Genomic DNA, 18837 nt, shown 5'->3' with positions numbered 1-18837 from the left:
CCTTAACCCTTGTTCTTCAGTACGCTGGCCAACTCCGCCAGGGCAACCTGCCGCTGCTCGGCCTCGCCTTGCGCGTCGGCCCGCAGGAACTTGACGCTGGCGGTCCGCGCGGCCACTTCGTCGGCGCCAAGAATAACCGCAACCCGCGCGCCGCTGCCGTCGGCGCGCTTGAATTGGGATTTGAAGCTGGCCGCGCCAGCGTGCACGATCACCGACAGACCGGCGTCGCGCAGGTCCTCGCCGACCTGGGCGGCCAGGCGCTGGGCCTCTTCGCCCTGGTGCACCACGTAGACCTCGCACTCGGGTTCGGCCTGGACTTCGACGCTCTGCTCCCACAGGTCCAGCAGGCGTTCCATGCCGATGGCGAAACCCACGGCAGGCGCCGGCTTGCCGCCCAGCAGCTCGATCAGGCCGTCGTAGCGGCCACCGCCGCACACCGTGCCCTGAGAGCCCAGGCGATCGGTCACCCACTCGAACACGGTCAGGTTGTAGTAGTCCAGCCCGCGCACCAGGCGCGGGTTCAGGCGGTATTCGATGCCGGCATCGGCCAGGCGCTGGCACACGCCGTCGAAGTGCGCGCGCGATTCCTCGCCCAGGAAGTCGAACAGGCGCGGCGCGCTGTCGGCCATTTCCTGCATGGCGGGATTCTTGGTGTCCAGCACGCGCAGCGGATTGGTGTACATGCGGCGCTGGCCATCCTCGTCGAGGATGTCGCGGTGCTTTTCCAGGTGCTCGATCAGCGCGGCGCGGTGCGCGGCGCGCTCGGCCGGCTGGCCCAGCGAGTTCAGTTCGAGCCGCACGTCGGTCAGGCCCAGCAGCTTCCACAGGCGGCCCAGCATGACGATGAGTTCAGCGTCCACGTCGGGACCGGCGAAGCCCAGCGCCTCGACGTCGATCTGGTGGAACTGGCGATAACGGCCGCGCTGCGGGCGCTCGTGACGGAACACGGGACCGATGGAATAGACGCGCTGCGGGCGATCGTAGAGCAGGTTGTGCTCGATGGACGCGCGCACGATGCCGGCCGTCATTTCCGGACGCATGGTCAGCGACTCGCCGTTGAGCGCGTCGGTGAAGGTGTACATCTCCTTCTCGACGATGTCGGTGACCTCGCCGATGCCGCGCGCGAACAGGCGCGTATGCTCAAGCACCGGCGTGCGCACGTTGCGATAGCCGTAGCCGCGCAGCCAGCCGCGCACGATTTCCTCGAATTGTTCCCAGCGGGCGCTTGCCCCCGGCAACAGGTCATTCATGCCGCGTATCGCGGCCACTTTCTGGAAAGCTTGAGTCATCTTGATCATGTCGTCCCGCGCGCTTGCCGGCGCACGCGACGACCCTACCCTTACTTTTAGTGAGAGGCGTGCGCGCCGTAACGGCGCGCGACGTAGTCTTCGACAATGGCCTGGAACTCTTCGGCGATGCGATCGCCCTTGAGCGTGACCGTGCGCTCGCCATCCACGAACACCGGCGCCGCGGGCACTTCACCCGTGCCCGGCAGGCTGATGCCGATGTCCGCGTGGCGGCTTTCGCCCGGCCCGTTGACCACACAGCCCATGACCGCGACGTTCATGTTCTCGACGCCCGGATACTGCGTGCGCCACAGCGGCATCTGCCGCCGCAGATAGGACTGGATGCTGTCGGCCAGTTCCTGGAAGAACGTGCTGCTGGTGCGGCCGCAACCCGGGCAGGCCACCACCAGCGGCGTGAACGCGCGCAGGCCCATGGTCTGCAGGATTTCCTGCGCCACCACGGCCTCGCGGCAGCGGTCGCCGCCCGGCTCGGGCGTCAGCGAAATGCGGATGGTGTCGCCGATGCCCTGCTGCAACAGCACGGCCAGCGCCGCCGTCGAGGCCACGATGCCCTTGCTGCCCATGCCGGCCTCTGTCAGGCCCAGGTGCAACGGATAGTCGCAACGGGCGGACAGGTCGCGGTAGACGGCGATCAGGTCCTGCACATGGCTGACCTTGCAAGACAGGATGATGGCATCGCGGCGCAGGCCCAGCTCTTCCGCGCGCTGCGCATTGCTGATGGCGGACACGACCAGCGCGTCGCGCATCACCGCCTGGGCTTCCCAGGGCACCGCGCGCTGGTTGTTCTCGTCCATCTTGCGGGCCATCAGCTCGTGATCCAGGCTGCCCCAGTTCACGCCGATGCGCACCGGCTTGTCGTAGCGGCAGGCGACCTCGATCATCTGCGCGAAATTGTCGTCGCGGCGCTTGCCTCCGCCCATGTTGCCCGGATTGATCCGGTACTTGGACAGGGCCTGCGCGCATTCCGGGAATTGCGTCAGCAGCTTGTGGCCGTTGTAGTGGAAGTCACCCACCAGCGGCACGTCCACGCCCATGCGGTCGAGCTGCTCTCGGATGGCCGCGACTTCACGGGCGGCTTCCGGCGTGTTGACCGTGATCCGGACCATTTCGGAACCGGCCAGCGCCAGTTCCTTGACCTGGATCGCCGTGGCGATGGCGTCGGCGGTGTCGGTGTTGGTCATGGACTGGACCACCACCGGCGCGCTGCCGCCGATCGTCACCACGCGCTCGCCCCACTTCACGTCCACCGAACGCGTGGCGCGGCGCGGCGCGGCTCCCACATCGGGAGGCGGCGCGTCCTGGCAAGGCAGAGAGGATTCTTGCATCGGGGAAACCGGGTTTACTTGGACAGCTTGGAGAGCCAGTCGAACGCCAGCCAATGCTGGGGCAGCCAGCCCTGCCAGAACGCGTAGGCCACGCCGGCGGCCAGCACCACCACGATGGCGATCAGCCAGCCCCAGGACGCCGACGAGGAACGCTCGTCGTCGGCCCCGGACTGGGGAATGGAATGCGCGGAATGCAACGCGCCCGGGCTGAGTTTGACCGGCCCGGTGACGCGTTCCTTGGGATCGAGCGACTCGACGATGGCCTTCGAGTCCGCGCCAAGCAGGCGCGCATAGTTGCGGATCAGGCCGCGCAGCGACACGCCCGAGGGCAGGTCGGCCCATTGCTCGTTTTCCAGGGCTTCGATCTGACGGGCGGAGAACTTGATCCGGCTGGACACTTCGTCCACCGACCAGCCCTTGGATTCGCGCAGCGCGCGCAGCGCCGAGCCGATCTTTCCAGTACCGGCCGCGGACGTCTCGGACACCGCTGCGGAAGCCAATTCCTGCGTCATGCATGCACCTGTTTAATTGGTATGGTCTGGCGCTGTGCGGCGTTGCGCTCGGTGATCCGGGTGCGGTCGCGCACTTCCCCGGCCAGCTGGCCGCAAGCGGCATCAATATCGTCGCCCCGGGTCTTGCGCACCGTCGTGACGATGCCCGCGTCCATCAGGCGCTGCGCGAAGACTTTCACGCGCGCCGAAGGCGAGCGCTTCAGGCCCGACTCGGGGAAAGGGTTGAACGGGATCAGGTTGAGCTTGCAGCGCACCAGGCGCGCAAGCTGGATCAATTCCCTGGCGTGCTGGTCGGTATCGTTGATGCCGTCCAGCATGCAATATTCAAAAGTGATGAAGTCGCGCGGCGCGTGCGCCAGATAGCGCTCGCAAGCGGCCAGCAGCTCCTTCAGCGGGTACTTCTTGTTCAGCGGCACGAGTTCGTCGCGCAGCGCGTCGTTGGGCGCGTGCAGCGACACGGCCAGCGCCACCGGACAGTCCTGCGACAGGCGGTCCATCATGGGAACCACGCCCGAGGTCGACACGGTGACTCGGCGGCGCGACAGGCCATAGGCGTTGTCGTCCAGCATGAGGCGCAGCGCCGGCAGAACCTGATCGTAGTTGAGCAGGGGCTCGCCCATGCCCATCATGACGACGTTGCTGACCACGCGGGTGTCTTCGGATGCCTTGGCGCTTTCCAGGCGCGCCGTGCCGATATCGGCCTCGAGCACGCGCTTGGCCCACCACAGCTGGCCGATGATCTCGCTGGTCTTCAGGTTGCGGTTGAAACCCTGGTGCCCGGTCGAGCAGAAACGGCAGTTCACCACGCAGCCGGCCTGGCTGGAGATGCACAGCGTGCCGCGGTCGTCTTCGGGGATGAAGACGGTCTCGATGGCGTTGCCCTGCCCCACGTCGAACAGCCACTTGCGCGTGCCGTCGGACGAACGCTGCTCGGTATTGACCGGCAGGGCCTCGATGCGGCAGCGCTCGGCCAGCTGGCCCCGGAACTCGCGGGCCAGGTCGGTCATGGCGTCGAACGAATCGGCGCCGCGCTGGTGCATCCAGCGCTGCAGCTGGCGGGCGCGAAACGGTTTCCCCCCCCATTGCCCGACTAGCTCGGACAGGGCGGCGCCATCAAGCCCCAGCAGATTGATTCGTTCGACGGATTCCATGACTTGGCAAAGCTAAAAAACGATTACGGCGTTTCCGCGAGAATCAACGGCTGTGGATGTTGATTTCGGGGAAGAAGAAAGCGACTTCGACAGCGGCCGTTTCCGGAGCGTCGGAGCCGTGCACGGCGTTGGCGTCGATGCTGTCGGCGAAGTCGGCGCGGATGGTGCCGGCGGCAGCCTTCTTGGGGTCGGTGGCGCCCATCAGGTCACGGTTCTTCTGGATGGCTTCCTCGCCTTCCAGCACTTGCACGAACACGGGGCCCGAGACCATGAAGTCGACCAGGTCCTTGAAGAAGGGGCGCTCTTTGTGCACGGCGTAGAAACGCTCGGCGTCGGCGCGCGACAGCTGTTGCAGGCGGGCGGCGATGACCTTCAGGCCGGCTTGCTCGAAGCGGGCGACGATCTGGCCGATGACGTTCTTGGCGACGGCGTCGGGCTTGATGATCGAGAGGGTGCGTTGGATGGACATGGAGAACTCCGAAAACTGGTTTCTGACTGGTTTCTGATTAATTGCCCGGCGTGGTTCCGCGCCTGTCGGTTTCACCCTTCAGGCGCCGTCGCGCTGCCTGCGCGCAAGCGGTCCGGAACGCATCACCGTTCCGGGCCGGCCCGAACCACACGGCCGAGGCAGGATTCGACACTGCCCACCTATGTTCCATCCCATGCCGGCCTGCGCCGATATCCCGCCAGGCCGCCGACATTCCGTCTGAGGGAATCCGCCGGCCCGCGGCCCTGCCGAAGTAATGGTCCGGCAATGCCCAACGGACGCGCTGGACGGCATGTTCTGAAATCTCACCGCGTTTTCATTGAAGTTTCAATATGAACTTTTTCAATGAATCCTCAATGAATTCAGGGACTTCCAAAAGGTTTACAGTAACCCGGTATTCTAACACGGCGAGAAGACCGCATTACATCTTAAAATGATCGGTTTGCTGCCCGCCCCCATCGACCGGGCCACCTGTCTGCCGGAACCCTGCAATGACCCAAGCCGCAACCCCGAACGCCGCCGCTGGCGCCACCGAATCCCCGGAGCTTTCCAAGAGCTTCGAACCCGCCGAACTCGAATCCCGCTGGTACGCGGAATGGGAGAAGCGCGGATATTTCACGGCCGGCCAGCACGTAAAAACGGGGCCGGAAGCCACGCCCTATGTGATCCAGTTCCCGCCGCCCAACGTGACGGGCACGCTGCACATGGGCCATGCCTTCAACCAGACCATCATGGACGGCCTGGTCCGCTACCACCGCATGTCGGGCAACGACACCGTGTTCATTCCCGGCACCGACCACGCCGGCATCGCCACGCAGATCGTCGTTGAAAGACAGCTAGACGCCCAAAAGGTTTCGCGCCACGACCTGGGCCGCGAGAAGTTCGTCGAAAAAGTCTGGGAATGGAAGGAAAAGTCCGGCAGCACGATCACCGGACAGGTCCGCCGCCTGGGCGCGTCCGCCGACTGGCCGCGCGAGTACTTCACCATGGACGAGCGCATGTCGCGCGGCGTGGTCGAGACCTTCGTGCGCCTGCATAAACAGGGCCTGATCTACCGCGGCAAGCGCCTGGTCAACTGGGATCCCAAGCTGCTGACGGCCGTGTCCGACCTGGAAGTGGTGTCCGAGGAAACCGACGGCCACATGTGGCACATCCTCTACCCCTTCGTCGACGGCCCGCAGACCATCACCGACAAGGACGGCCAGAGCGTCACGCTGCGCGGCCTGACCATCGCCACCACGCGCCCCGAGACCATGCTGGCCGACGGCGCGCTCTGCGTGCATCCGGAAGACCCGCGCTACAAGCACCTGGTCGGCAAGCTGGTCGAGCTGCCGCTGTGCGACCGCAACATCCCCATCATCGCCGACGATTTCGTCGACCCCGAATTCGGCACCGGCTGCGTCAAGATCACCGGCGCGCACGACTTCAACGACTACGCCTGCGCGCTGCGCCACGATCTGCCCATGATCGTGATCTTCACGTTGGACGCCCACATCAACGAGAACGGCCCCAGCCAATTCCAGGGCATGGAGCGCTACGAGGCCCGCAAGGCCGTGGTCGCCCAGCTGGAGACCGAGGGCTACCTGGTCAAGGTCGAGCCGCACAAGATGATGCAGCCCAAGGGCGACCGCACCGGCGTGGTGCTGGAACCCATGCTGACCGACCAGTGGTTCGTCGCCATGAGCAAGCCGGCGCCCGAAGGCACGCTGAATCCGGGCAAGAGCATCACCCAGGTGGCGCTGGAAGTCGTGGCCGACGGCCGCATCCAGTTCTACCCCGACAACTGGACCACCATCTACAACCAGTGGCTCAACAACATCCAGGACTGGTGCATCTCGCGCCAACTGTGGTGGGGCCACCAGATTCCCGCCTGGTACTCGGAAGACGGCCAGGTGTTCGTCGCCCACGACGAGGCCCAGGCCATCGAGCAGGCCCGCGCCGCCGGCGTGACCGGCGCGCTGACGCGCGACCCCGACGTGCTCGACACCTGGTTCTCGTCCGGCCTGGTGCCCTTCACCACGCTGGGCTGGCCCGAGAACACGCCGGACCTGCAGCGCTACCTGCCGTCCAGCGTGCTGGTCACGGGCTTCGACATCATCTTCTTCTGGGTCGCGCGCATGGTCATGCTGACCACGCACATGACCGGCCAGATCCCGTTCAAGCACGTCTATGTGCACGGCCTGATCCGCGACGCGGACGGCCAGAAGATGAGCAAGTCCAAGGGCAACACGCTGGATCCGGTGGACCTGATCGACGGCATCGACCTGGATGGGCTGGTGACCAAGCGTACCTACGGCCTGATGAACCCCAAGCAGGCCGGCTCCATCGAGAAGGCCACGCGCCGCCAGTACCCCGATGGCATCCCCGCCTTCGGCACCGATGCGCTGCGTTTCACCATGGCCGCCTATGCCACGCTGGGCCGCAACATCAACTTCGACCTGAAGCGCTGCGAGGGCTACCGCAACTTCTGCAACAAGCTCTGGAACGCCACCCGCTTCGTGCTGATGAACACCGAGGGGCATGATCTGACGGGTTCGGACGCCGGCGAGACCTCGTTCGTCGACCGCTGGATCATCAGCCAGCTGCAAACGCTGGAAGCCGACGTGGCGCGCGGCTTCGCCGACTACCGCTTCGACAACGTCGCCAACGCGCTGTACCGCTACGTGTGGGACGAATACTGCGACTGGTACCTGGAGCTGGCCAAGGTCCAGATCCAGACCGGCACGCCCGCCCAGCAACTGGGCACGCGCCGTACGCTGATCCGCGTGCTGGAGGCGGTGCTGCGCCTGGCACACCCCATCATCCCCTTCATCACCGAAGAACTTTGGCAGACCGTCTCGGTGGTGGCGGGCAAGCGCCAGGCCGGCGAGCCCGGCAGCGTCAGCGTGCAACCTTTCCCGGTCGCCAACCCTGCCGCCCAGGACGCGGCGGCGGAAGCCGACGTGGCCGAACTCAAGGCCCAGGTCGAGGCCGTGCGCGCGCTGCGCGGCGAGATGAGCCTGTCGCCGGCCCAGAAGGTGCCGCTGTGCGCCCAGGGCGAAGACAGGAACATGCTCAAGCGCAACGCGCCCTACCTGGCCGCGCTGGCCAAGCTGAGCCAGGTCGACGTGCTGGACGCCCTGCCCGACGCTGGCGCGCCGGTGCAAGTGGTCGGCACAAGCCGCCTGATGCTGCACGTGGAGATCGACGTCGCCGCCGAGCGCGTGCGCCTGGACAAGGAAATCGCCCGCCTCGAAGGCGAGATCACCAAGGCCAACGGCAAGCTGTCCAACGCCAGCTTTGTCGAACGCGCGCCCGCCGCGGTCGTCGAGCAGGAAAAGGCCCGCGTCGCGCAATTCGGCGAAACGCTGCGCAAGGTGCAGGAACAGCGCGCCAAGCTGGGCGCCTGATCGTCCCGCCAGGCCCTGATGGCAAAAACCCCGGACGCAGGTCCGGGGTTTTTTTTGACCATTCTTCGCTGGCCGCTTTTTGGCTGTTTTTTTAACTGGCGCCCGCCCCGCGATGCGCGCATCGCTCGAACCGACAGGCAAAAATGCGACACGGCCAATTCCAGAAGCCGGAATCAAGCCGTCGGATCAGCTGGCCTGGGACGGCTTGGACTTGCGGCGGCGCGCCGGCTTGGGAGGATAGGGATCGGGCAGTCCGGCCAATGCCGCCAGATGACGCTCATCGGCCTTGCCGAGCAGGCCGCGCGTGCGGGCCGCCTCGACCAGCTCGGGCCGCCGGGAAGCCGTCAGTTCCAGCGAGCGCTCGCGCCGCCAGGCGGCGATCTGCGCGTGATGGCCGCTGAGCAGCGGCGCGGGCACGGGCGCGCCCTCATAGACTTCCGGGCGCGTGTAATGCGGGCTGTCGAGCAAGCCCGACAGCGCATCATTGAACGAATCCTGCAAAGCGGAGTCGCCGTCGTTGAGCACGCCGGGCAGCAGGCGCACGGCAGCATCGATAACCGCCAGCGCGGCGATCTCGCCGCCGGACAGGACGAAGTCGCCCAGCGAGATTTCCTGGGTGACGCAACGCTCGATGAAACGCTGGTCCACGCCCTCGTAGCGGCCGCAGATCAGGATCAGCCCGTCGCTCGCGGCCAGGGCCTCGGCTCCGGCCTGGTCATAGCGGCGGCCCACCGGCGCCAGCAAGGCGACCGGCGCAGGCCCAAGGCCCTGGGCAGCCCGCGCCTGCTGGGCGGCGCCGACGGCAGCCTCCAGCGGAGCGGCCATCATCACCATGCCCGGACCGCCCCCATAGGGACGGTCGTCCACGGTGCGATGGACATCATGCGTGAAGTCGCGAGGATTCCAGGCATGCAGGGACCACCGGCCCTGGGCGTGCGCCCGGCCGGTGACGCCGAGGTCGCGCACTACCCCGAACATTTCGGGAAAGAGCGTAACGACGTCGATGCGCATCAGAGGTCCAGCGGCCAGTCGCTGTCGATGCGGCGGGCGGCGAGGTCCACGGAAAGGATGTGCGCGCGCACGAACGGAACGAGCATATCGGCAGGCTTGCCCTTGGCATTGAGGATGGCTTCGGGACCGTCGGCCCCTTCCCTCTGGCACAGGACCTTCAGCACGGCGTGGGCGCCGTTGTCGAAGACCTCGTCCACCACGCCGATCAGCGCGGGTTCGCCATTGGCGTTGGTATACAACGCGCAGCCGATCAGGTCGACCCAGTAGTATTCGTCTTCCTCGGGCGCAGGGAAAGACCCGCGCGAGGCCTGCACGGAAAATCCGCGCAAGGCTTCGGCCAGATCGCGATCGGCAATGCCCGCCAGCTGTGCCACGACCGTGGCGCCCTGGGAACGGGATTGCAGGACCTTGTATGCGACCGGCCCAGACGCGACAACGCCCCGCGCCGATTCGGGCACAGGGCGAGTCAACCACCATTCAGAAGCCGTGAGCAGCACTTCGGCTTGCGCCGAGTGTGGCTGCACCTTGACCCAGCCTTTGATGCCGTAGGCCGCAGTGATGCGGCCCAGCTCGATCAGATCCGCAGGCGCCGCGTTGGAGGTTGCGGCAGCAGACATGTCGTGAGTATGGGTTGCGTAATGGCAGCTATTGAAGCTGTAGCAGGCAGGAAAAACCGGCAGGGCTACCGCGCAGGCACTTAGGCCGCGGCGGAAACCTTGGCCGAGTAGTCCTTGACCAGACGCTCGACAGCGGGCGACAGTTGGGCGCCGTTGCTGGTCCAGTGTTGCACGCGATCCAGCGCAATGCGCAGGTTCTCGGCACCGTCATTGCCCACCGGGTTGTAGAAACCCACGCGTTCAATGAAACGGCCATCGCGACGGTTGCGCGAATCAGCAGCCACCAGGTTGTAGAACGGACGCTTCTTGGACCCACCGCGGGCCAGGCGAATCACCACCATAGGTAATCCCTTGAATTAGTTGTGAAAAACGGGAAATTCTAGCACCTAAAGAAGCCGGCTGGCAAATCCAGGCGCCGAATTTCGTCGGGAAGCGCGTTTTATACGACAAACAGTACGTCAAAACGCCACATCCCTGCATTGTACAAATCCGGGCCGGAACCCGCTCGCCGCCTAGCGCCTGCGCAGGAAATGCGTGCAGCCGCCGTCCGACTCCTGCTGCGCGAGCAGCGCGTTGCCGGTCTGGCGCGAGAACGCCTGGAAATCACGGACGGCATTGCGGTCGGTCGTGACCACCCGCAACACCTGCCCGCTTTCCATCTGCGCCAGGGCCTTCTTGGCGCGCAGGATGGGCAAGGGGCAGGTCAGGCCGCTGGCGTCGACTTCCGCATCGAAAGCCGGCGCCTCGCCGCCCTGCCCTGCCTGTGCGTCCGACGAATCCATCAGAGACGCTCTTCCACCCACTTCTGCACGCTGGCGATCGCCGCCGGCAGGGCTGCGGCGTCGGTGCCGCCGCCCATGGCCATGTCCGGACGTCCGCCCCCCTTGCCGCCCACCTGGCCGGCCACGAAGCCCACCAGGTCGCCGGCCTTGACGCGGCCGGTCAGGTCGGCCGTGACGCCGCCCACCACGCTGATCTTGCCTTCGGCGCCGGTCGCCAGCAGCACGACCGCGGGCTTCAGGCGGTCCTTGAGGTTGTCGACCATGCCGCGCAGGGCCTTGGGATCGACGTCGGCGATGCTGGCGGCCAGGACCTTGATGCCCTTGACCTCGACCGCGGCGCTGGACGCCAGGTCGTTGCCGGCGCTGGCGGCCAGCTTGCTGCGCGACTGCTCCAGGTCCTTTTCCAGGGCCTTGACCTGATCCTGCACCTGCGCGATGCGCGCGGGCAGGTCGGCCGGCGTGCTGCGCAGCATGCCCGCGACCTGCGTCAGCAGCGCGTTCTGGTTCTGCACCCAGGCCAGCGCGTTGTCGCCGGTGATGGCTTCGACGCGACGCACGCCCGCGGCCACGCCGCCTTCGGACACGATCTTGAACAGGCCGATGTCGCCGGTGCGGGACACGTGGGTGCCGCCGCAGAGTTCGCGCGAGAAGCCGATATCCAGCACACGCACGGTGTCGCCGTACTTCTCGCCGAACAGCGCCATGGCGCCGCCCTTGACCGCGTCGTCATAGGGCATGACCTGCGCCACGGTGGGCTGGTTGGCCAGGATCTCGGCATTGACGATGGCTTCCACGCGGGCGATCTGCTCGGCGGTCAGCGGCGCGTCCTGCGCGAAGTCGAAACGGGTCTTGTCGGGATCGACCAGCGAGCCGCGCTGCTGGACGTGGGCGCCCAGCACCTGGCGCAGCGCCTTGTGCATCAGGTGGGTGGCGGAGTGGTTGCGCACGGTGCGCGCGCGGCGCACGGCGTCGACGCGGGCCAGCAGGCTGTCGCCCACCGACAGCGTGCCCGATTCCAGCACGCCATGATGGCCGAACACACCGGCCTGGATCTTGAGCGTATCGGCCACGGCGAAGCGCAGGCCGTCGGCTTCCAGCAGGCCGGTGTCGCCAACCTGGCCACCCGATTCGGCATAGAACGGCGTGGCATCGAGCACCACGACCGCGCTCTGGCCGGCCTGCACCTGCTGCACCTGGGTGCCGTCCACGTACAGGGCGGTGACCTTGGCGCCACTCAGCTCGAGCTGCTCGTAGCCTTCGAAGCGCGTGTCGGCGCCTTCGTAGCTCAGGCCCTCGGCCATCTTGAACTTGCCCGCGGCGCGGGCCTGGTCGCGCTGGCGCTCCATGGCGGCCTCGAAGCCGGCCATATCCACGTCGACATCGCGCTCGCGGCAGATGTCGGCGGTCAGGTCCACCGGGAAGCCGTAGGTGTCGTATAGCGTGAACAGCGTGGTGCCGTCCAGCTGGCCGCCCTTGGCCACGCCGGCCAACGCGCCATCCAGGATGCGCATGCCGTGTTCCAGCGTCTCGCCGAAGCGCTCTTCTTCCTGCTTGAGCACCTGGGCCACGCGCTCGGCGATGGCGGCCAGCTCGGGGTAGGCTTCGCCCATCTCGGCGACCAGGTCCGGCACCAGGCGGTGGAAGAAGGGCTTGGTCTGGCCCAGCTTGTAGCCGTGGCGCAGCGCGCGGCGCACGATGCGGCGCAGCACGTAGCCGCGGCCTTCGTTGCTGGGGATCACGCCGTCGACGATGAGGAACGAGCAGGCGCGGATATGGTCGGCGATGACCTTGAGGGAGTTGTCTTCCAGGTTCTTGACGCCGGTCTCGCGCGCGGCGGCGGCGATCAGGCGCTGGAACAGGTCGATTTCATAATTCGAATGCACGCCCTGCAGCACGGCGGCGATGCGTTCCAGGCCCATGCCGGTATCGACACAGGGACGCGGCAGGCGCGGCATGTTGCCGGCGGCGTCGCGTTCGAACTGCATGAACACCAGGTTCCAGATCTCGATGTAGCGGTCGCCGTCTTCCTCGGGCGATCCCGGGGGGCCGCCCCACACGTCCGGGCCGTGGTCGTAGAAGATTTCCGAGCACGGACCGCAGGGGCCGGTGTCGGCCATCTGCCAGAAGTTGTCGGAGGCGTAGCGCGCACCCTTGTTGTCGCCGATGCGGATGATCCGCTCGGCCGGCACGCCGACTTCCTTGGCCCAGATGTCGTAGGCCTCGTCGTCTTCCTGGTACACCGTGACCCACAGCTTCTCGGCGGGCAGCTTGTAGACCTGGGTCAGCAGCTCCCAGGCGTACGAGATGGCGTCGCGCTTGAAGTAGTCGCCGAAGCTGAAGTTGCCCAGCATCTCGAAGAACGTGTGGTGGCGCGCGGTGTAGCCCACGTTTTCCAGGTCATTGTGCTTGCCGCCGGCCCGCACGCTGCGCTGCGACGATGTCGCGCGCGAATACGCGCGCGTCTCCTTGCCCGTGAACACGTCCTTGAACTGGACCATGCCCGAGTTGGTGAAGAGCAGGGTCGGGTCGTTGCCCGGCACGAGCGACGACGAAGGAACGATGGTGTGTCCCTTGGACTTGAAGAATTGCAGGAACTGCTGGCGAATCTCGGAGGATTTCATCGTGGATGACGCGGAATTTAGGCGAATCTTTGATTATATAGAGGGTTGGCGGCAATGGAGTCCCTCCCGGTCGCTGCCGTCCGGCTCCTGACTGCGCAGCGCCGTGGCCCTCAGGCCGCCGCCCTGGAAGCGCAGTTCGGGCCAGACCCCGGGCAGCACCACGTAGGGCGCCCGGCGCGTGTGCGGCAACGGGCGCTCGCCCTCATCGTCCACGCCCAGGATGGCCGGCAGCCGGACATCTGGAGCGAAATGCAGCCAGGTTTCACGGCCGTCGTCGAATACCTGCATCGGCGCGACGGCCTGGTCGCCGGACAGGCGCCAGCCGAAATCGAACGGGCGCGCCGACGGCGCCGGCACCGGCCAGGCCGCCCCGTCCATGCCCGGCGGGCTTGCGCAAGCCCCAAGCCCGCCCAAGCCGGCCACGATGATGATCCACCGAAACATGCCCACCCCTCCGTCACCGGCGCGCCGGACGGCGCACGCTTGCGGGCATGATCGCGGGCGGCGAAACCCGGCGCCAGACTGGCATGTACGGAGGGACGGATTGATCCCCGTGCCGTCGCGCCGGGCGACGACACAAGCCGGAAAGACACGGCCCGGCAATGGCTGGCCGCCGCACCCGGCACGCCGGCAAGGCGTAAAAAAGCCCGGTCCGGGGACCGGGCCTTGCCTGAAGCGACCGCCGGACAGCGTCGCGCTCAGCGTTGCGTGGCGATGGTGCGCGCCTGGTTGGCGGCGTTGTTCAGCGCAGCCATCGGCGGGGTCTTGCCTTCGAACGCGTCGGTCAGCTGCTGGTTCAGCACCGGTTCGATACGCGTGTAGTTCGCCATGCGGAAGCCGCGGCTGTTGGCGGCCGGACGGGCGCTCATGGAAGCGATCACGGCTTGCGCGCCGGGAATGCTCTTGTAGAACGACACGTCGGAGGCGCGGAACGCGGCCTCGGTCAGCGGCAGGTAGCCGGTGCGCTGGTGCCATTCGGCGGCAACCACGGGCTTGGACAGCCAGGCCAGGAACTGGGCCGTGGCCTTTTCCTGGTCCTTCGGATGGCCTTCCATCGCCCACAGGGCCGAGCCGCTGACGAAGGGCTGGCCGCCATTGCTGGTGGCCTGGTCATAGTACGGCAGCGGCGCGACGCCGAAGGACAGCGACTTGGTCGCCAGGAACTGGCCGAACGAACCGGAATTGGACGTCAGCACCGCGCACTCGCCCTTGGCGAACAGCTTGTCGGCGCCGTTGTCGGCCGTATGCGCCATGAACAGCAGCGAACGCTTCCAGCTCACCATCAGCGAGATGTGGCGCATGTAGAGCGTGTCGAACTGCATGGCCGGCGCCGGCGTCTTCTTGGTGACGGCGTCCAGGCCATTGTTGTTGCTGGTGAACAGCTGGCCATTCACGGGCGCCAGGTTCTCAAGGTGCACCGCGACCTGATCGCTGGAGGCATAGGGACAGTCGATGTCGGCCACGTCGCGCAGCTTGAGCAGCTCGCCCTGCAGGGTGGACCAGGTGCGGGCGGGCTTCTGCGGATCCAGGCCGGCCTTCTTGTAGGCGGCGGTGTTGTAGAACATCACCGGTATCTCGGCCATCCAGGGGAAGGCCAGCAGACGACCCTTGCCGTCGCGCACGAAGCTGCTGGTGGCGGGCACGTACCAGTTCAGGTCCTTGATCGGATACTTGGCCAGCAGCTCGTACATCGGCATCACGGCCTTGTGCTCGGCCACGACTTCGGGCGAACGGTTGTCGGCCAGTTGCAGCAGGTTGGGGGCTTTCTTGGCCTTGACCGCGGCGGTCGTCTCTTGCTGCAGCTGCGCCTGCGAGGCGAACGCGCGCAGCGTGACGCTGACCTGGTCCTGCTCCTTGTTGTATTGCTTGGCCAGCTTTTCGAACTCGGCCTTGTTCGCGTCGGTCAGCGTATGCCAGACCTGGATTTCCACGGGGGCGGCATGCGCCACGCCCGCGGCCGCCATGGCGGCGCCAAAGACCCATGCCCGCCGGCTGGCGAACATCGCGCGGGCAACACCCGCCAATTGCAGTTTCTTCATAGGTTCACAGACCAAGGAAAGGAAATTCCGGTTCAGGCTGGCGCCCGCTGACCACGTCAGCCAGGGCCCGGCCCGAGCCAACACCCATCGTCCAGCCGAGCGTACCGTGTCCCGTGTTGACATACAAATTGGGGATACGGCTGCGGCCGATGATGGGCACGTTGGAAGGCGTGGACGGGCGCAGGCCCGACCAATAGCCGACGCGCTCGAAATCGAGCGCGTCGGGAAAAAGTTCACGGGCGAGGCGGGTAAGCGCCTCGCAACGCGCGGTGTTCAGGCCACGGGAATAGCCCGACAGCTCGGCCGTGCCGGCCATACGCAGCCGGTCGCCCAGCCGCGAGAAGACGATCTTGTGGCTGCTGTCCGTCAGGCTGACCACGGGCGCGGCATCGGGCCTGACGATCGGGAAAGTCGCCGAATAACCCTTGGCCGGATAGACGTTGCAGGGGATGCCCAGCGGACGCAGCATGGCGGGGCTGAAGCTGCCCATCGCCACCACGTAGGCGTCGGCCGACAGCGTGCCGTAGCGGCCATCCGGATCGATCAGCTCGACGCCCTGCACGTTGCCGCCGGCGGTGAGCAGCCGGGTAGCCTGGGTGTTGTAGCGGAACTCGACGCCGGCCCGCGCGCAATGCTCGGCCAGCGCGACCGTGAACAGGTGCACGTCGCCGCTTTCGTCTTCCGGGGTGTAGTCGCCGCCGACGATGGTGTTGCGGTGCGGCGCCAGCGCGGGCTCGATGGCGACGACCTCGTCGGCCGACACCACGCGGCGCTCGACGCCGAAGTCGCGCATCAGTCCGGCGGCGCGCTGGGAGTTTTCGAATTCCTGCGGATCGCGATAGAAGTTCAGGATGCCGCGCTCCAGATGGTCGTACTGGATGCCCAGGTCGGCGCGCATGGCGCGCAGCGTGGCGCGGCTGTATTCGGCCATGCGGACCATGGCGCGGATGTTGGGCGCCAGTCTGCCGGGCAGGCACTCGCGCAGGAACGCCAGGCCCCACATCCATTGACGCCAGTCAAGCTGCGGGCGGAACAGCAGCGGCGCGTCTTCCTGGAACATCCACTTCAACAGCTTGAACGGCGCCTGGGGATTGGCCCAGGGTTCGGCGTAGGACACCGAGATCTGCGCGCCGTTGGCCAGGCTGGTTTCCTGGGCGGGGCCGGTGCAGCGGTCGATCACCACGACGTCGTGGCCCGCCTGGCTCAGCCACCAGGCGCTGGAAATTCCGATGATGCCGCTACCCAATACCGCTACTTTCATGCCCGCATTGCTCCATGCGCGGAGTCTGGCGTCGGACCCGATGTCCGCGCGCCGCTCCAGGCCGCCGCCGAAATGACACTGCAGTTTACTCCGGCGGCTTGCCGCCGCCTACGATGCCCGCAGGCAAAAATTGGGGCGGAATCCGACAGCCCGGCTCCGGCCTGCCTGATCCGCCCCTTGCACCCGGCCGGCCAGGCCCGGCTCAGCCGGCGGCCTTGGCCAGATCGGCTTCCGAGGTGAAGGCGTCGGCGTAGAACTCTTCCGCCGGCAGGCCGCACTGGACGCTGAATTCGCGCCGCGCCGCGTCCACCATCAAGGGCGTGCCGCAGGCATAGACCTGGTGGCCCGACATATCGGCGATGTCCTGCATCACGGCCTCGTGCACGAAGCCGGTGCGGCCCGTCCAGCCGTCTTCCTGCAGCGCGTTGGAAACCACGGGCACGTAGCGGAATCCGGGCAGCGCCTCGGTCCACGACTGCGCCAGCGCGTCCATGTACAGATCCTGCGGACGACGGCCACCCCAGTACAGCGACACCGGACGCTGGATGTTCTTGTGGATCATGTGCTCGACGATGGCCTTGACCGGCGCGAAGCCGGTGCCGCTGGCCAGCAGCACCACCGGCTTGTCGCTGTCCTCGCGCAGGAAGAAGGAGCCGAACGGCCCTTCCAGGCGCAGGATCTCGCGCTCTTTCATCTGCGTGGCGCCGGCGCCGAACACATGGTCGGTGAACAGGCCGCCGGGCATGTGGCGGATGTGCAGCTCCAGCGGGCTGCCGGTGTGCGGCGCGCCGGCCATGGAATAGCTGCGGCGGCGGCCGTCCTTCAGGATGACCTCGACGTACTGGCCCGCGTAGTAGCGGAACTGCTCGGAGGCCGGCAGTTGCAGCTTGAGCACGGTGACGTCGGGCGCGGCGCGTTCCATCGTCTGCACGCGCGATGGCAGCTTGCGGATCTGGATGTCGCTGGCGAGGCGAACCTCGGTGGATTCCACCACCAGGTCAGACTCGGGCCGCGCCTGGCAGAACAGCGTATAGCCGTCGGCCAGTTCTTCGGGCGACAGGATCTGCGCGGGGTACTGGCCGGCGTCGAACTCCCCGGACACCACCTTGCCCTTGCAGGTGGAGCAGGCGCCGTTGCGGCAGCTGTAAGGCAGCACGATGCCCGCGGCCAGGGCCGCGTCGAGCACGGTCTGGCCGGGCTCGACCGGGAACTGGTGCTTGCTGGGTTGGATGATGACCTGGAAGCTCATGGCATGAAACAGTATGGGGTTGACGGGGCGCGCCATCGCGCGCGTCCCGCCCGGCCCGGCCTCAGGCCGGGAACTTGCGGATTTCCTTGACGCGGTTGGCGTCGTCCACCAGCACGACCTTCGGCTTGTGCGTCGCGGAGTCTTCCTCGGACATGGGGCCGTAGGTGCAGATGATCATCAGGTCGCCCACCTGGGCGCGGCGGGCGGCGGCGCCGTTCAGCGAGATCGCGCCGCTGCCGCGGGCGGCCTTGATGATGTAGGTGTCGAAGCGCTCGCCGTTGTTGACGTTGTAGAGCTCGATGCGCTCGAACTCGCGCATGCCGGCAGCGTCCAGCAGGTCCTCGTCGATGCCGCAAGACCCCTCGTAATGCAGGTCGGCTTCGGTGACGGTGACGCGGTGCAGCTTGGCCCGCAGCATGATGCGTTGCATGGTAGAAAATATCCTGGTTTCGCGGCCCGGAGCGCGAAGTGATGCAAGGATCCCGTCCTGGCGGCCAGCCTCGGCCAGCGACGCCCGGAACGGGACGGAAGGACGACGGCGCCCGGTTTTGCCGTCGAAAGCCGGTATTCTATAATTTTTGCCGCTGCGGGACGGCCCGCGGCTGCGCGCGATCAAACACGCCGCGCATCCTGTCCCGGGGACGACCCCATCGCGCCGGCGGCGCGCCGGCAATCGGCGCATCGGTCATGCCGGCGCGGCTTTTGTAGGAGTCGTCATGACTTGGATCATCCTGGTACTCGCGGGCCTGTTTGAAATCGTCTGGGCCGTGGGCCTGAAATACACGCACGGATTCACCCGCCTCGTCCCCTCGCTCGTCACCGTGGCCGGCATGGCCATCAGCTTCTGGCTGCTGGCCCTGGCCATGAAGACGCTGCCGCTGGGCACCGCCTACGCCATCTGGGTAGGCATCGGCACCATCGGCGCCTTCATCGCCGGCATCGTCCTGTTCGGGGAATCCACCAGCTGGATGCGCATCGTCAGCGTGGGACTGATCGTGCTGGGGCTGGTCGGCCTGAAGCTGTCGTCGGCCTGATGCCCATCCGGCCCTGATCCCGGGGCGCGCCCGGCGGCCATGTCCGCCGGGC

At 66.7% G+C, this 18837-nt stretch carries 17 protein-coding genes; 2 read left to right on the top strand and 15 right to left on the bottom strand.

The annotated features are described in order from the left end of the window. Positions 1-2 precede the first annotated feature (2 nt). The 5 genes from hisS to ndk are packed head-to-tail and all read right to left on the bottom strand — an operon-like array spanning position 3 to position 4764. Entirely contained in the window at positions 3-1289 is a 1287-nt protein-coding gene (gene hisS, locus AC6LJ9_RS19020; protein ID WP_498148772.1) for a histidine--tRNA ligase, read from the bottom strand. A gap of 56 nt (positions 1290-1345) precedes the next feature. Beyond that, positions 1346-2632, bottom strand: a complete 1287-nt coding sequence (gene ispG, locus AC6LJ9_RS19015) for a flavodoxin-dependent (E)-4-hydroxy-3-methylbut-2-enyl-diphosphate synthase (protein WP_212312490.1) — start codon at positions 2630-2632, stop codon at positions 1346-1348. Between the two features lie 14 nt (positions 2633-2646). Next, on the bottom strand, positions 2647-3144 hold the full coding sequence (locus tag AC6LJ9_RS19010) for a helix-turn-helix domain-containing protein (RefSeq protein ID WP_498148771.1): 498 nt from the start codon (positions 3142-3144) through the stop codon (positions 2647-2649). After that, positions 3141-4295: a dual-specificity RNA methyltransferase RlmN gene (rlmN, locus tag AC6LJ9_RS19005; protein ID WP_498148770.1), complete on the bottom strand. Its 1155-nt coding sequence runs from the start codon at positions 4293-4295 to the stop codon at positions 3141-3143. The genes AC6LJ9_RS19010 and rlmN overlap by 4 nt, the downstream gene beginning before the upstream one ends. 43 nt (positions 4296-4338) lie before the next feature. Continuing rightward, a complete protein-coding gene (gene ndk / locus AC6LJ9_RS19000) occupies positions 4339-4764 on the bottom strand; it encodes a nucleoside-diphosphate kinase (protein ID WP_212312486.1) in 426 nt (141 codons plus the stop codon). A 509-nt stretch (positions 4765-5273) separates the two neighbouring features. Here ndk and AC6LJ9_RS18995 point away from each other — a divergent pair. Then, positions 5274-8171, top strand: coding sequence for a valine--tRNA ligase (locus tag AC6LJ9_RS18995; protein ID WP_498148769.1), 2898 nt, complete (start codon positions 5274-5276; stop codon positions 8169-8171). 186 nt (positions 8172-8357) lie between these two features. On the opposite strand, the gene trmD is transcribed toward AC6LJ9_RS18995, so the two are convergent. The 10 genes from trmD to panD form a co-directional block, all read right to left on the bottom strand. Continuing rightward, positions 8358-9182, bottom strand: a complete 825-nt coding sequence (gene trmD, locus AC6LJ9_RS18990; protein ID WP_498148768.1) for a tRNA (guanosine(37)-N1)-methyltransferase TrmD — start codon at positions 9180-9182, stop codon at positions 8358-8360. Beyond that, on the bottom strand, positions 9182-9799 hold the full coding sequence (rimM, locus tag AC6LJ9_RS18985; RefSeq protein WP_498148767.1) for a ribosome maturation factor RimM: 618 nt from the start codon (positions 9797-9799) through the stop codon (positions 9182-9184). Before rimM ends, trmD begins: the two co-directional genes overlap by 1 nt. Positions 9800-9879: 80 nt before the next feature. Then, a complete protein-coding gene (rpsP, locus tag AC6LJ9_RS18980) occupies positions 9880-10140 on the bottom strand; it encodes a 30S ribosomal protein S16 (RefSeq protein WP_103275338.1) in 261 nt (86 codons plus the stop codon). A 171-nt stretch (positions 10141-10311) separates the two neighbouring features. Beyond that, positions 10312-10581, bottom strand: coding sequence for a sulfurtransferase TusA family protein (locus AC6LJ9_RS18975; protein ID WP_498148766.1), 270 nt, complete (start codon positions 10579-10581; stop codon positions 10312-10314). Beyond that, the gene (gene alaS, locus AC6LJ9_RS18970; RefSeq protein WP_498148765.1) at positions 10581-13202 is read right to left on the bottom strand and encodes an alanine--tRNA ligase; all 2622 of its coding nucleotides are present in this window, start codon (positions 13200-13202) and stop codon (positions 10581-10583) included. Before alaS ends, AC6LJ9_RS18975 begins: the two co-directional genes overlap by 1 nt. Before the next feature lie 33 nt (positions 13203-13235). Next, positions 13236-13646, bottom strand: a complete 411-nt coding sequence (locus AC6LJ9_RS18965; protein WP_498148764.1) for a TrbG/VirB9 family P-type conjugative transfer protein — start codon at positions 13644-13646, stop codon at positions 13236-13238. Positions 13647-13900: 254 nt separating this feature from the next. Continuing rightward, positions 13901-15241 (bottom strand): extracellular solute-binding protein, encoded by a 1341-nt coding sequence (locus AC6LJ9_RS18960; RefSeq protein ID WP_498148763.1) that lies wholly within the window; start codon positions 15239-15241, stop codon positions 13901-13903. Between the two features lie 4 nt (positions 15242-15245). Continuing rightward, positions 15246-16502 (bottom strand): D-amino acid dehydrogenase, encoded by a 1257-nt coding sequence (locus AC6LJ9_RS18955; RefSeq protein ID WP_212312474.1) that lies wholly within the window; start codon positions 16500-16502, stop codon positions 15246-15248. A 202-nt stretch (positions 16503-16704) separates the two neighbouring features. Then, a complete protein-coding gene (locus AC6LJ9_RS18950; protein WP_212312473.1) occupies positions 16705-17751 on the bottom strand; it encodes a CDP-6-deoxy-delta-3,4-glucoseen reductase in 1047 nt (348 codons plus the stop codon). Positions 17752-17812: 61 nt separating this feature from the next. Further along, complete coding sequence (gene panD / locus AC6LJ9_RS18945) at positions 17813-18181, bottom strand: aspartate 1-decarboxylase (RefSeq protein WP_212312472.1); 369 nt, start codon at positions 18179-18181, stop codon at positions 17813-17815. Positions 18182-18467: 286 nt separating this feature from the next. Here panD and sugE point away from each other — a divergent pair, with 286 nt between their 5' ends. Further along, a complete protein-coding gene (sugE, locus tag AC6LJ9_RS18940) occupies positions 18468-18785 on the top strand; it encodes a quaternary ammonium compound efflux SMR transporter SugE (protein ID WP_498148762.1) in 318 nt (105 codons plus the stop codon). Positions 18786-18837 lie beyond the last annotated feature (52 nt).

Source organism: Achromobacter sp. 1011811831 (assembly GCF_059760905.1).
Note: the sequence above shows the minus strand (reverse complement) of the source record. Positions and strands in the feature narration are given on the sequence as shown.